Raw genomic sequence first — 13795 nt, 5'->3', positions numbered from 1 at the left:
AGCAGCATCATCGGAACTTATCCATCATTGACCGCGTTGCGCACGACCATTCAACCCTCAAATTGGGTGCTCGACATTGATGCTCGCTTCAACGCTTTTGTTATTTGACTGGCAAATCGTTCTGGCTGCCGTCTTCGTCGTTATCGCGCTTCTATGGATTCATTTCGTTTTCACAGCCTAAGACCCTGCCTGGTCAATCTCTGCATGTTCCAATCGAGCAAGTAGCTTCTGAAATACCTTATCCGTCGCTATGGGAAAGTAGCCAGACCTCATGGCCGCCTGAAAATCGTGGTTCCTCATCCCCCGCTTCAACCAATTGGCGGTCGCCATTGAGTCTGATTTTCGTATTACCACTGATGATCCCACCACTGTTATGGTTCGAAACACGCCAAGAGCAAGTTCGTTCCAACGACTCCAATTGTCCGTTGGCAGACATAGCATTGACGCACCCCAAAAATGTGCTTTTTAATATCTCCGTCGCTGGATCTAGAGTGGCGCACCTGCGATTGAGAGATGTCAAATGCTCCCGCCGTAACAAAGCGCGGGAGGAATATTATGCCCCGTCAACTCAGGAAACTTATCTATTCCAGTGAAGACTGGAACCTGATGCAAAATGCGCTCCTCACTGCCACCAAAAAACTTCATCGGGCTTACGGCCACGAAGACACGGATCGTCTCGCGCGAAGAGTGATGACGTTGTTCGACCGAGGCCTCCGCGACGTGGAAGTCATCGCTTCGGCAGCAGCTTATCAGGAAGTGCTGGTGGCGCGCATTGCGGCCGTATCGGGCAAACATCGTGGGTAGCGCCATGCCGCAACGCCTGGATCATAGGCTGGATTGCAAGGCGTGCGGCACGATCTATCTGGATATCCCTGAAGATGTTCAGAGCCACACGCCGATTTATTGCAGCTCGTGCGGAAAGCTCCTCGGTCGTTGGGATGAGCTCGAACTCGATTTTAACCAGCAAGGCGGACAGCACGGCATTTTTGAAATGCATGACGGCCAAATCGTACGCAAGGAATAGTTTTTGCGAATTGATTTCGATGACGATCCAGATGGCCGACCAAGCGTCCTGTCGCTTTGCATCGGCGGCATCTTATTGGTTTTGATGCTTCTCATAGCCATGAGCTATGCTGGCTACCTATGGTGAATTCACAAGGAGTGGTCCTATGCCAATAAATTTTAAGGACGACCCGAACGATGGACGAAATGAGCTGCCGTACTATCTCTACGGTCTGGTTTTCTGCGTTGGACTTGCCATCGCTATCGCGATTGGATGGTTCTTGCAATTACAAAGCTTGGGAGCAAACGTTCCCTGAAACCACAACAATTGCTAGTCCACCTTGAATGTCGCAGCTTCGCAGATTCGCTAGTACTTGCCCTCAGGGCCAAGAGGATTGGCAAAATGACAGCGGATCAATTGAGCCGGCGGAATATCAAATTATACAGCTCCTTCTTCGATGCTGTTGGGTTCAAGCGACTGGCCGGCTTTTGCTCAAATCACTTGACATCCGGAGGCTGATTCATGACCGAACGGATTGAAACTGCTGGCTGTTTTTGCGGCGCTATACGCGCCGAATGTCGCGGCGACCCATTCTGGATCAACTATGACCACGACGACGATTGCAGGCGTGCAATAGGTGGGCCGTTGACCGTTTGGATAGGCTATCGGCCGGAACAGTTCAGCATCGTACAGGGCAAGGTGAAGACATATTCCAAAACTCCCGGTGTCGTCCGCAGCTTCTGCGGACGCTGTGGGAGTTCGATCGGATATACTGATGATGGAATTCCTGATGAACAGTATTTCACAATCGGATTTTTTGACCATCCGGAGCGGTTCAAACCAGCCGTCCATGGCTACCAGAAGTTCAGGCTTCCATGGATTGAATTTTCTGACGATTTGCCACGGGTTGACGAATATACGCGTCGTCGCGATCCAAAGCTCGGGAATCCAAACACAAGGTAGTACGGCTGGACATCTTCACGCTATTTCTGACGGGGTTGCTGCAGGTCTTTTCCGGCTGCAACGAATCGTCCGTTACGCTGGGCAAGCACTGCCTCCAATAGCGTTCGAGCGGCGTTGCGGACCTCACCTTGAATGGCGGTGTCGGCATCGAGCTCTTCGTGGTTTGTGGCATAAGGTTTCCAGTAACCTATATAGCGGTCAACTTCAGCAAGCGGACCCGCTGGCGACATCTGCATGAAGCGAAGCCAGTCCGAAATGCTGCGGCGAACATTCTCCACCCCTTCCACATCTCCATGCACGATCACCGAAAAGAGGCGGCCCGCGAGGTGTCTCGGGTAATCCCAGCCCTCCAATTCGATCTGCTTTGCCAGCTTGGCGTCTTTGCCCTGTGTCAGGGTCGGATCGGGATTGCCACCGTCGGCACAGACCAGACGGTCCATCATCAATTTGACCGGGGATGTAACTTGGTACCAATTCACTGGCGTGACGATCATCACCCCGTGTGCCGCGACCCACATTGGATAGATGTCGTTCATCCAGTCCTGCGTCTGGCCGAGAGAATAGTTTGGATAGCATGAGCATGGCCAGTGGCAGAGCGCCGGCGAGGTGGAAAAGCAGGCTTTGCAGGGGTGGATGTTGCGACCGTATTCAGAAGTAAGTTTGCCAAGCTCCAGAACCTCCACGTCCACCTCGCCCGATTGGTTGAACACTTCACGAGCGATTTCCACGAGCCGAAAGGATTTGGACATTTCACCGGGACACGTATGTTCGCTACGCGGTGATCCGCTGATCAGGAGTACCCGGCGACGAGCGGCGCTATCTTCGTATTGACGCTTTGCCGCATCAACCTTTGCCTTTGCATCGATCCAGTCGACCGCGAGGTCATACTCGGGATCGTGGTATCCTGGACCTGCCTTTGAAGTCAGGGGGCTCTTGCGCTGGTGCCTGTAAGCGTCCCATGCAGCCGCCACGATCAGATCAAGTTCAGTCTTCAGAGGATTGAATGCAGGATCCTTGAACTGGCTCAAAAAACGCTGACGGAACTCCGACGCATCTATCCTTGGGCTTGGCGTCCCCTTACGGGGCTCCGGCGTCGTGTGTTCAGTCATGAACGCGTCCTTTCGGTCACGGTGTAAGCCCTCGGTTCCGGTGGCGATCCCCGATCGAGGCCTGTGTCATGGAAGCAGCTCGTGAAACCTTCAGGAAAAGAACTCAGCCAATGCTGCAAATGTTCCAAGGTCGCGAGATGCATCCAATCCAATATGAAACAGATAAGCCGTCAGCACGCCATTCCCAAGCATTCGCTCTGGCATTTCTCAAATAGCGTGGAACAGAATGCCTCATCTGAGAGATAGTCTCACAGCCCAAGAGTTGGTTGAGCATGGCGAGTCAATTCGTCATCCTTGCTGTTGCTATCTTCAGTCCGGTATTTCGCAGAAAACGCATGGCATTGAACCCTCTAACAGGTTCGGTACTCCCGTCACCAGATCAATTGCGGAGCGTCGCTTCAAGGATTTCGGCCGTCTCGGCTGTCTCCACCTGTTGTGACAGTCTTTGGCTAAAAAACAATTGTATTGCGTCGTGGGCATCGTCCGAAGAGCTGCACACCGCGTCCGTTACGACGATCACGCGGTACCCGTGATCGACAGCCCCCAATATTGTGGTCAGCACACAAACGTCGGTTTCTCCTCCCGAGACGATAAGTGTATCGATTCCAGATTTCGTCAGAGCAGAGTGCAATTGGCCTGACACCCATGGAGAATAGGTATGTTTGTCGAACTGCCTCGCAGGCGGAATGTAACGGGCGAGTTCCGGGACCAGATCGACACGCGATTTGTCTACCCGATCGACGGTCATTTCAGGCCATCTCGAATAATAGCGCTTCCAAGTACCACCTGCGGTGTCGGGATCGTCGGCGGGAATGAACCTTGTGAAAATGGTTCGTGCGGCGTTGGCCTCTACGAGCTTGTGAACGTTCGGCAATACGCGATCAAACCAGGGAACCTCCCACGGACTTCCCCGCGCAAATAATCCTTGCATATCGACACATAAATGGACCGAGGTTTTTCCGATGGGTCCAAACCGTAAACCACTTGCCAATGGCGTCTATGACCCGTCTCTGCCGATGAATTTGTTGAAACGGCTCATTTTTCCGTCGGCAGTCTTGTCCTGGTAAAGAAAGGCGAGTTGACGTTCGTCGAATACCTTGAAGAAATCTTCCCAGGAAATTTTCTTCAAACCTTCTTCCGGTTTGCCGAAATCAATCCTCAGGATGCCGCCTTCGCCGCTTTCTGCCACTTTGGACGGAACACCTTTGCGCTCTTCAGACCACCGCTGAATTGTTTTGTGGTCGGTTGTTGTTTTGCTGTCTGTCATCCTCTTTTCTCCTCCATTTGCCGCAGATAGAGCGCTATGAAGCCTACCAAGTCTGAGTGTTGTACCAGTCGTCGACTTCGCGCCTGGCTTCGTCTTTCGCTTTGCCGTACCGTTCCTGGATCTTGCCTTCCAGCTGGTCACGCTTCCCGGCGATGACGTCAAGGTCATCGTCGGTCAACTTGCCCCATTGCTCCTTGATCTTGCCTTTCACCTGCATCCAATTACCTTCCACGCGATTCCAGTCCATGACACATCTCCTTGTTTGTGGGACTGAAACGCGCCAGCCAATTGCGTGTTCCAAAGCAATCGTCAGCAACGCCATGCAGACGCCAGCGAAAGAAATCCCAGGTTAGATGGAACGCCTTGTTCCCCGGAGGATTAGAGAGAGCTATCACCAAGCGCTGGGAGAACCCACATGACCTCTTTGGAGCACGCTATCTCAATTGCTACCAGCGCCCATGCTGGTTACCTCGCTGACGATAAAGAACCGTATATCTTCCACCCTTTGAGGGTGATGCTCGCCTTGGATACGGAGGATGAGAGAATCGTCGGTGTCCTGCATGATGTTGTCGAGAAAACTGCGTTGACGCTCGATAGCCTGCGTTCGGAAGGACTTCCCGGTCATATCCTGGAAGCAATCGATTCAGTCAGCCGTCGCCAAGGCGAACCGTATTTCGACTTTGTCCAACGCACGCGAGAAAACAGCCTTGGACGACGCGTTAAAATCGCTGACCTGAAAGACAATATCGAAAAGGTAGAGTCGCACTTGGAGGCTCCCAAAGCGCGGGAGAAGCTGGCCAAGTATGAAGAGGCATTGGCGCGACTTTCGTGAAATTGATGGATTCTCGCACCGGAGAAGCGATATGCGTATACTGCGTAACAACGGCCTGACGATTGCCCTTTTGACCGCGTTCCTCCTTAGCATGATCGGCATGACCGTCGCTGGCCATTACCATGAAAACGAACAGCTGGCGCAGCATGGCCTGCCTGCGATATCAATCACTCAATACTTGACCAACGAAAATTTCTTGTCGGCGCTCTTTGAAAACTGGGAGAGCGAATGGTTGCAAATGGCGACTTACGTAGTTCTCACCGCATATCTCTTCCAAAAGGGATCCGCTGAATCCCGCGACCCAGAGGAACCGCCCGAAGGGGATAAGCCCCGCTACCCGGCTAGGTGGCGTCATGGTCCTCTGTTACGCTGGCTCTACCACTACTCGCTTGGACTGGTCTTGTTGCTCTTGTTTATCCTTTCCTTCCTCGGGCATATGCTTGCCAGCCATTTAGCATCAAATGCCGAAGCCGCTATTCATGGCAACAGCGCGCAGTCACTGCTTGCTTATATTGGCGGCGCGCGGTTCTGGTTTGAGTCGTTTCAAAACTGGCAATCCGAATTCTTCTCCACGGCAATGCTCGTCGTTTTGTCAATCTTCCTTCGCTACAAGGGGTCGCCTGAATCGAAGTCGCTGAGCGCGAGCCACGACGACACCGGAGGATAATCGGACGCGGTCTGCCTTGCGTGCGCACTCATCCATCCCAAAGCTGTACAACCCCGGGGACGAATAGAACCAAAAGCCCGCCAGTCCGGGCTGGCCTTCGTACGAGGCAATTCTTAGTTATTCGATGGATGAAAAGCCCTCGTAACGGGGGTACGAGGGCTTTTCGGTGTAGGCTTCCAAAAGAAAGCACGGTCAGGATGACAGCGTTTCAAATCCCCGCAATAAAATAAGACATATGGTCCGCTCTTTAAGTGCCCTCGGAGCGCAGAATGGCAAGCTGACTGCCCCCCTCCATTTGGAACATTTGCGTTCGTTAAAAGTTTCCGACCTAAACAGCACGGCAGAGCTCCAGCTCTCGATTGACCGCGCTGACATCAGCCCGAACCGAAAGGAACAGCCATGCCTTCCATCAATGAAGCACGTATTCTAATTCTCGCAACCGATGGCTATGAGCGATCGGAGCTCCGGGTCCCCTACGATGAGTTGCGAAAGCGCGGTGCAGACGTCAAGATTGCATCCCCGAAAGCCGGTAGCATCAAGAGTTGGGACAAGAAAGACTGGGGCGATACCGTCGCCGTGGACCTACTTGCCTCGGAAGCCTCGGTTGACGACTTCGACGCGCTGGTTCTGCCAGGCGGACAGATCAACCCGGATGTTTTAAGACGGGACGACAACGCCATGCGCATCGTGAAAGACTTCCTGAACAGCGGCAAGACGGTTGCTGCGATCTGCCATGCGCCATGGCTTCTTATCGAAGCCGATGCCCTCCGGGGTCGCGATGCGACGTCATACTGGTCGATTAAAACAGACGTGACGAATGCCGGAGCGAACTGGAAGGATGAGGAAGTAGTGACTGACGAGGGTATTATCACCTCGCGCAGTCCGGACGACCTTCCGGCTTTTGTTTCAAAGATCGTAGAAGAGATCGAAGAAGGTGCGCACAAGCGCCGTGCAGCTTAATGCGGCGATCGCATTGATGGTGAAAAACAATGCCAAGCTGCGCTGATCTCGGCACGGCTACTTGGCGTGCTGCAGTGACGCGACGCTCTCTTCCGACCAGTTCTACTCGCTGATCAAGGGGACGAACATCACGGAGTCGAGATCCTCCGCCTCAAAGGCGGTTTCGCTCGCACGGGTTAGTTTGCGAAGCGTCTGAGTCCATTCGTCAAGGACGACTGGCATCACCAAGCGACCACCGATGGTCAACTGCTCCTTCAGCGCCGGGGGCACCTCTGGCCCGCCGGCCGCGACCAGAATGACGTCGAAGGGTGCGGCCTCGGGCCATCCCTTCGTGCCGTCACCAATACGTAGATCGATGTTGTCGTAGCCAAGATCCCGCAATCGCTTACTCGCAGATTCGCCAAGCGTGCGATGGCGTTCGATGGCAAACACACGCTTAGCGATCTGGCTGGCCACCGCCGCGGCAAAGCCGGATCCTGCCCCCACATCGAGGACCGTTTCACCGGGCCTCAGCCCAGCGGCCTCAATCATTCGCGCAACGATGTAGGGCTGCGAAATGGTCTGGCCCTCGCCTATGGATAAGGGGCTGTCTTCATAGGCAAACTCCTCAAGTCCCGGATCGACAAAAGCTTCGCGCGGCACGCGGCGCATGGCCTGCAGAACATGAGGGTCATTTATACCACGCCGGGCGATCTGGGTATCTACCATTCGGTTCCGCGCACGGGAGAAATCACGCATTCCAAGCACTCCGGTAGCGGTGCATCCATTGCCTTAACCTCGAATGAAGTCGGTTGTTCCGATTTCAGACGGGGTTTACAAACGCGGTAATGCCGATATTGGCAACTCGTAGTGGCCTTCGAACGTTGCATGCCCAGTGTAAATGTCGTTGAAGGTTATCATCTTGGTCGACCGTGGTTCCAGCAGCAAGAAACGGAAGCCGGGAACGCTGGCCGCCTTTCCCTACGACCGAATGTGCGAAGAACGCAGGAGAATTACGGGGTCACTGGAGACGACCGCTGCCTTCGGCGCTCGACGAACCGCGCCCCTCCCATCGCGGAAATACCGGGAACGGTTTGCTTGCCGAGACACGAGAAGAAAGGCGGGACCATGATCCCGCCTCGTTGCTGTTTGGTATTCGGCTGGGACGATTTAACCTGCGCTCAATTGATCGGCGGACATTTTGCCGGATCTGTTGTCGCGGACCATCTCGTAATTGATCTTTTGCCCGTCATTCAAGCTGCGCATTCCGGCGCGCTCAACGGCAGAAATATGGACGAAGACGTCAGCGCCACCGTCATCCGGCTGGATAAAACCGAAACCCTTGGTTGCATTGAACCATTTCACAGTACCTGTAGCCACGATTAATTCTCCCGATAGCAAATTCAACAGTATCATTATCGCTCGACGCATCCCGTATCAAGCCTTTGCGCCAGGTAAGTACGATCTTGCGATCCCCTCCTCTACTTGAAATCGCGTGTCTTCACTTTGATCGTATCAATGTGCCCGTAGGGATCAAAGAAGTCGCGCGCCTTCATGCCCTTTGGTACTGAGCGTGGGTCGGAAGCAGGACTGCCGTGATGGAATTCGTCGCCGCGTCCATGCGGCAACGGAAATTCTGCATCCCGATCGCCAACACTTGCGAGTTCCGACGACAGATCCGTCAACCTGTTGGCGACGAGGTGGACGACATCGCCTTCCCGCTGGATCTTGCCCTTGATGGCCATCATGCCTGCAGACAACACGATGTGACGATATTTTTCGAACACCTTGACCCAGACGACCAGATTGGCGATGCCCGTTTCGTCCTCGATTGTGATGAACATAACGCCCTTGGCCGATCCAGGGCGTTGTCGAACCAGAACCAGACCCGCCGTTTCAACCCATCGTCCATCGCGCGACTGCATGGCTTCGGCGCAAGATATGATGCGGCGATGACGCAGGCTCTCCCTCAGGAAGGCGATCGGGTGATCGCGCAGGGTCAGTCCGACATGGCGATAGTCCTCAACAACCTCGCCGCCGGCCTTCATCGGCTGAAGCTGGACGGTAGGTTCCTGCAGTTCCGGCACCGTTTGCGCTGCGCGAACTGACGCGCTCGCGAACAATGGCAGCGGTTCATCGCGCAGTGCCTTGATCGCCCAGAGTGCTTCCCGCCGTGTTAATCCCAAGAACGGCTGAAAAGCGTCGGCTTCCGCCAGCTCCACCAAAGATGACGTCGAGACCCCTGCCCGTCGCCAGAGGTCGTCAATGGAAACGAAGGGCTCGTCACTGCGAGTGCCGATGATCTTCGCAGCCTCCTTGTTGGCGAGTCCTCGAACCATTCGCATGCCAAGGCGTATGGCAAGCCTTTCCTCGACGTCTGTCGGCTCGAGTGTGCAGTCCCAGCGGGAGGCATTGATGCAGACGGGTCTGATCTCGACACCATGATTGCGGGCATCACGGACGATCTGCGCCGGAGCATAGAACCCCATAGGCTGTGCATTTAACAGCGCCGCACAGAAGACGTCGGGATGCCAGCATTTCAGCCACGAAGAGGCATAGGCGATAAGGGCGAACGATGCGGCGTGGCTTTCCGGAAAACCATAGGAACCGAAGCCTTCAAGCTGTTTGAAGGTGCGCTCGGCAAACTCGCGCTCATAGCCGTTGGCCACCATACCTTCGATGAGCTTGGTGCCAAATTTGGAAACGCCGCCCGTGTGCTTGAAAGTGGCCATTGCCCTTCGCAATTGATCAGCCTCGCCCGGCGTAAAACCCGCACATTCTATGGCAACCCGCATCGCCTGTTCCTGAAACAGCGGCACGCCAAGCGTCTTGCCCAGAACTTTTTCCAGTTCGGGCTTGGGATAAGCGACCTCTTGCTTGCCCTCACGCCGTCGCAGGTAAGGATGCACCATGTCACCCTGGATTGGGCCCGGGCGCACGATGGCGACTTCGATGACAAGGTCATAGAAGGTGCGTGGCTTGATCCGCGGCAGCATCGACATCTGCGCCCGGCTCTCGATCTGGAAAGTGCCGAGCGTGTCGGCCTTGCGGATCATCGCGTAAGTGCGCGGGTCCTCAGCGGGAATGGTTGCCAGATCGAGATTGATGCCCTTGTGCTCGGCAAGAAGATCGAAGCCGCGTTTCATGCAGGACAGCATGCCAAGCGCCAGGCAGTCGACCTTCATGAACTTGAGGATATCGATGTCGTCCTTGTCCCATTCGATGACCTGGCGGTCGGGCATGGCGGCCGGCTCGATCGGCACCAGCTCATCAAGCCTGTCATGGGTCAGCACAAACCCGCCGGGGTGCTGCGACAAGTGCCGCGGTGCTCCCGTCAGTTGCTGTGCAAGATCAAGTGCCAACCGCAAACGTCTATCACTCATATTCAAATTTAGGTTTTGGGCATGTTTGGCCCCGATGTCTTCGCCCCAACCCCAGACTTGTGATGACAGCATCTTGGTTACATCTTCAGGCAATCCCAATGCCTTGCCGACATCGCGCAGAGCGCCTTTGGCGCGGTAACGGATGACGGTCGAACAAAGGGCTGCATGATTGCGGCCATAGGTTTCGAACACCCATTGCATGACGATCTCACGGCGCTCGTGTTCGAAGTCGACGTCAATATCGGGCGGTTCCCGCCGTTCTTCCGAGACAAAGCGTTCGAACAAAAGATCATTGCGTTCTGGATCGATCGAGGTGATGCCGAGCACATAGCAGACGGCGCTGTTGGCAGCCGATCCCCTGCCCTGGCAAAGGATGTCACGCGAGCGGGCAAAGCGGACAATGGAATTGACCGTTAGGAAGTATGGCGCGTACCCGAGCGTCTCGATCAGTTTCAGCTCATGCTTCAATGTTGCAGTGACTTTGTCCGGCAATCCTTCCGGATAGCGCTCAGTGGCGCTTTCCCAAGTCATCTTCTCCAACGCCTGTTGAGCGGAGAGCCCCGGCAATGTACGCTCCTGAGGATATTGATAGGCAAGTTCGTCGAGGGAGAAATGGCAGCGGCAGGCAATCTCGTGCGTTCTCGCCAGCGCCTCCGGATAGCGGCCGAACAGCCGAGCCATTTCTTCCGGCGGTTTCAGATAGCGGTCCGCATGACGTTCGCGCCGGAAGCCCGCGTCGTCGATACTGACATTGTGGCGGATGCAGGTAACGACATCCTGCAGGATCCGGCGGTCGGGAGTATGGAAGAGCACGTCATTGGTGACGACAGTCGGAACCTGTGCGTGTGCCGCCAAATTGGACAGATCGTGCAGCCGCAACTGATCATTCGGCCGTCGTCTGAGCGTCAGGGCCATGTAAGCCCTGTCGGAGAAGAACTCCCGCAACTTGCGCAACTGAATCGCGCACAGATCGTCCGCCTGTTCCGGCAACAGAACGGCAATCAAGCCTTCGCCATAGGCCATCACGTCCGACCAGTCCAGAATGCACTTGGCCTTGCCGCCGCGTTTCTTGCCGAGCGACAGCAGGCGGCAGAGGCGCGAATAGGCTGGGCGGTCTGTTGGATAAACCAGGATCGACGTACCGTCCACAAGGTCGAGACGGCAACCGACAATCAAACTGATACCAGCATCCTTGGCGGCCTGATGTGCGCGAACGATCCCGGCAACACTGTTGCGATCGACGATTGCCAATGCCTCGATGCCGAGCAGTGCCGCCTGCCCGAACAATTCCTCGCAGGAACTGGCTCCCTGCAGAAACGAGAAGTGCGACGTCACCTGCAGTTCGGCGTAGCGCTGTTCGTTCATCCGAACAATCCGTGCATGAACCAATGATGCGACCCTGTCTCGGTATTCTCGCCGTCGCCTGACCGATAGATCCAGAACCGTTCGCCCGCCTGGTCCTCGACGATGAAATAGTCTCGAACGGCAACCATCTCGGCATCTCGATGCCACCACTCACCGAACACTCTTTCGGGTCCGTCGGCCCGCTTGACCCGGCGGCGAATGCCCCGCCATGTGAATGAGGCTGGAGGATGATCGGGCAGCAGCGCAACGGTCTCGATGTGTTCGGGAGATTTCAACAACCGCGTCGGCCGCGGCCAATCGGCGGGCCAGTTCTCTAGAGTCTCGGGCGACAGCGCAGCGATGCGTTTGACCGAGCGTTCGGGAACGTCGCTCGGTACGGCTGCAAAGCGATAGATCCGGGTTTCGCCGACACGGTTGGTGAGCGTGTCAATCAATCCTGAAACATCAGCCTCGGGTTCGTCGATCAACGATGATTTGGTCTGCTTCATGCCGAGCGGCTCGGCCACCGTTGCGACCAGACTCATGATCTCGATTCCGTAGCCTGGATCGATCGTGCCGATCTTGTCGCATAGCAGCCGTGCCAGACGCTTCACATCACGTACCGGAAGCGCTGTTCCAACACGGACCGCTTCGATGCGGTTGTCAACCCGGTGCAGCAGCAGATCGAGACGTCTGGCACCAAGCGCTTTGATCTCCAGCAAAACGCAGAGTTGTTCGACCAGTTTGCCGATGTAGCGGGCAATGGTTTCGGCGGCACCGATTGGTTCGGCAAAGGCGCGGCGCACCTCGATCAGGTCCGGCGTGCGGATTGGGTCGATTGGTTCAGCCACACGCCCAAATGCCTGATCCAGCCGACGCCCGATCTGGGGTCCAAAACGCAAGGCCAGCGGTGCTCGGGCTGTTGTGCCAAGTTCACCTATCGTGGAAAAGCCCAGGACCCGCAGTGCCTCGACGGTATCAACAGGCAAACGCAACGCATTGATCGGCAACTCCGCCAAGGCTGCTGCGTTGGCTCCCGATGGCACGATGAGTGTCGGTGAAGCACATATACGGGCAACCGCGTGTGCCGTACCCCATGTATCGGCAATCGCTGCGCATGCGGCGATATCTGAAGTGCGAAACCTCTGAACCATCTCGTCGAGCATTGCCTCCTCGCCTCCACGCAGGTGATCAGCGCCCGTGGTATCGAGAACGACGCCGTCAGGATGGTCGGCGGCAACGATCGGCGCGTACCTTTGCATCGCCCACAGCGCCAACCGTTCGAGCGCTTCGGCATCCGCTTTCGGATCGGCATCCATGGTAATGAGCCCGGTGACCAAGGCCTGGGCCTTGGTTGCCGCCATGCCGACACGCAAGCCCGCCCGGATGGCGGCTGTGTTGACGGCAGTCACCACCCGGCGGCGTGCATCGCGACCGATGAGAACGAGCGGAGCCTCAGGCGGAGGCGCGGCGTCGCCCAATTTCCTTCTGAGGCGATCCGTAGACCACGTCGGAAGGAAGAGCGAGACGACCCTTGTCATCGCAGGCCTCCACTTCGAAATCGGCAGATTCTCCGGCACGGCAGCGGATCAGTTCTAGCTGCCAGCGCGCACGCCCGACGCCGGGCACGGGCAGAGGTGATGATGGCAGCGCAGACACGCACCACCGCGTGACGGACGCCGTCGGCTGGCCAAAGTCTGCTGCCTCGGTCTGCCGCCGCCAGCGCCGCACCGCGATGCCAATGGTGCCGGACCCTTCTGCCGCGAGTTGCAGCCGCCGGGATGATGTCATTGACAGCCGCGCAATCTCGGCGACAACCGCACCAAGACCGCCATGGCGCAAGCCCTCTTCGAAACAGGCAAGCACGGACTTTTCGTCGCCGGCCTCCACGTAGATGACGCGGTTGCTTCCCAATCCGACATGGGCAATCGCCGGAGCAAAGAGGTCCTGCCGGGTGATGCACCACAGGACCTTGCCTTTGGTCCGCGCCGCGATGCCCGCCGCAAAAAGTGCCGCAGCAGCACCATCAATCGCTCCGTTGCCGCCGCCAGCCACTTCGTGCAGGCACCCGAGCGCCAGTCCCCCGCCCGGCAGAACTCGATCTATCGCCTTAAGGCCGAACGGGAGCACCTCGGCACCACGTGCCCGGCCCCCTTCGAGCCGCGCTATGCGATCACGAAGTTCGGCAATGACGGGTGTGGTAACGACGTCGTTCACGCATGGTCCTTTCAACGCAGCAAATGCGCAGGGGATTTCATTGTTCCTCTTTTGTTCTTATTTTCAAGATG

15 protein-coding genes and 1 pseudogene are annotated in these 13795 nt (G+C 56.2%); 7 read left to right on the top strand and 9 right to left on the bottom strand.

Features of this window, described 5'->3' with window-relative positions; translation table 11 throughout:
- Positions 1 to 555 precede the first annotated feature (555 nt).
- The 4 genes from FHS21_RS17675 to FHS21_RS17660 all read left to right on the top strand — a co-directional run bounded on the left by FHS21_RS17675 (position 556) and on the right by FHS21_RS17660 (position 1966).
- Complete coding sequence (locus FHS21_RS17675) at positions 556 to 804, top strand: hypothetical protein (protein ID WP_183663419.1); 249 nt, start codon at positions 556 to 558, stop codon at positions 802 to 804.
- A 4-nt stretch (positions 805 to 808) separates the two neighbouring features.
- A complete protein-coding gene (locus FHS21_RS17670; protein ID WP_183663417.1) occupies positions 809 to 1024 on the top strand; it encodes a hypothetical protein in 216 nt (71 codons plus the stop codon).
- 145 nt (positions 1025 to 1169) lie between these two features.
- On the top strand, positions 1170 to 1319 hold the full coding sequence (locus FHS21_RS17665; RefSeq protein WP_183663415.1) for a hypothetical protein: 150 nt from the start codon (positions 1170 to 1172) through the stop codon (positions 1317 to 1319).
- Between the two features lie 206 nt (positions 1320 to 1525).
- On the top strand, positions 1526 to 1966 hold the full coding sequence (locus FHS21_RS17660) for a GFA family protein (protein ID WP_183663413.1): 441 nt from the start codon (positions 1526 to 1528) through the stop codon (positions 1964 to 1966).
- A gap of 20 nt (positions 1967 to 1986) precedes the next feature.
- On the opposite strand, the gene FHS21_RS17655 is transcribed toward FHS21_RS17660, so the two are convergent.
- The 4 genes from FHS21_RS17655 to FHS21_RS17640 all read right to left on the bottom strand — a co-directional run bounded on the left by FHS21_RS17655 (position 1987) and on the right by FHS21_RS17640 (position 4589).
- A complete protein-coding gene (locus tag FHS21_RS17655; RefSeq protein WP_183663411.1) occupies positions 1987 to 3075 on the bottom strand; it encodes a flavodoxin family protein in 1089 nt (362 codons plus the stop codon).
- A 379-nt stretch (positions 3076 to 3454) separates the two neighbouring features.
- A complete protein-coding gene (locus tag FHS21_RS17650) occupies positions 3455 to 4066 on the bottom strand; it encodes a cysteine hydrolase family protein (protein WP_183663409.1) in 612 nt (203 codons plus the stop codon).
- Positions 4067 to 4072: 6 nt separating this feature from the next.
- Complete coding sequence (locus tag FHS21_RS17645; RefSeq protein ID WP_183663407.1) at positions 4073 to 4342, bottom strand: hypothetical protein; 270 nt, start codon at positions 4340 to 4342, stop codon at positions 4073 to 4075.
- 43 nt (positions 4343 to 4385) lie between these two features.
- Positions 4386 to 4589, bottom strand: coding sequence for a CsbD family protein (locus tag FHS21_RS17640; protein WP_183663405.1), 204 nt, complete (start codon positions 4587 to 4589; stop codon positions 4386 to 4388).
- 168 nt (positions 4590 to 4757) lie between these two features.
- Between FHS21_RS17640 and FHS21_RS17635 the strand changes: the two genes are divergently transcribed.
- From FHS21_RS17635 to FHS21_RS17625, 3 genes are all read left to right on the top strand, one after another.
- Complete coding sequence (locus FHS21_RS17635; RefSeq protein ID WP_183663403.1) at positions 4758 to 5174, top strand: GTP pyrophosphokinase; 417 nt, start codon at positions 4758 to 4760, stop codon at positions 5172 to 5174.
- 31 nt (positions 5175 to 5205) lie between these two features.
- Entirely contained in the window at positions 5206 to 5841 is a 636-nt protein-coding gene (locus FHS21_RS17630; protein WP_183663401.1) for a DUF6766 family protein, read from the top strand.
- A gap of 399 nt (positions 5842 to 6240) precedes the next feature.
- Positions 6241 to 6801, top strand: a complete 561-nt coding sequence (locus FHS21_RS17625; protein ID WP_183663399.1) for a type 1 glutamine amidotransferase domain-containing protein — start codon at positions 6241 to 6243, stop codon at positions 6799 to 6801.
- Between the two features lie 105 nt (positions 6802 to 6906).
- Here FHS21_RS17625 and FHS21_RS17620 read toward each other — a convergent pair.
- The 5 genes and pseudogenes from FHS21_RS17620 to FHS21_RS17600 all read right to left on the bottom strand — a co-directional run.
- Positions 6907 to 7539, bottom strand: a pseudogene (locus FHS21_RS17620) (protein-L-isoaspartate(D-aspartate) O-methyltransferase); the annotation flags it as partial.
- A 411-nt stretch (positions 7540 to 7950) separates the two neighbouring features.
- On the bottom strand, positions 7951 to 8160 hold the full coding sequence (locus tag FHS21_RS17615; RefSeq protein ID WP_183663394.1) for a cold-shock protein: 210 nt from the start codon (positions 8158 to 8160) through the stop codon (positions 7951 to 7953).
- 101 nt (positions 8161 to 8261) lie between these two features.
- Positions 8262 to 11528, bottom strand: coding sequence for an error-prone DNA polymerase (locus FHS21_RS17610; RefSeq protein ID WP_183663392.1), 3267 nt, complete (start codon positions 11526 to 11528; stop codon positions 8262 to 8264).
- The gene (locus tag FHS21_RS17605; protein WP_183663390.1) at positions 11525 to 13048 is read right to left on the bottom strand and encodes a DUF6504 family protein; all 1524 of its coding nucleotides are present in this window, start codon (positions 13046 to 13048) and stop codon (positions 11525 to 11527) included. The genes FHS21_RS17610 and FHS21_RS17605 overlap by 4 nt, the downstream gene beginning before the upstream one ends.
- On the bottom strand, positions 12963 to 13724 hold the full coding sequence (locus tag FHS21_RS17600; RefSeq protein ID WP_183663388.1) for an ImuA family protein: 762 nt from the start codon (positions 13722 to 13724) through the stop codon (positions 12963 to 12965). Before FHS21_RS17600 ends, FHS21_RS17605 begins: the two co-directional genes overlap by 86 nt.
- Positions 13725 to 13795 lie beyond the last annotated feature (71 nt).

Origin of the sequence: Phyllobacterium trifolii, assembly GCF_014192095.1 — a bacterium.
GTDB lineage: Bacteria > Pseudomonadota > Alphaproteobacteria > Rhizobiales > Rhizobiaceae > Phyllobacterium > Phyllobacterium trifolii.
This window is presented reverse-complemented; position numbering and strand designations above follow the sequence as displayed.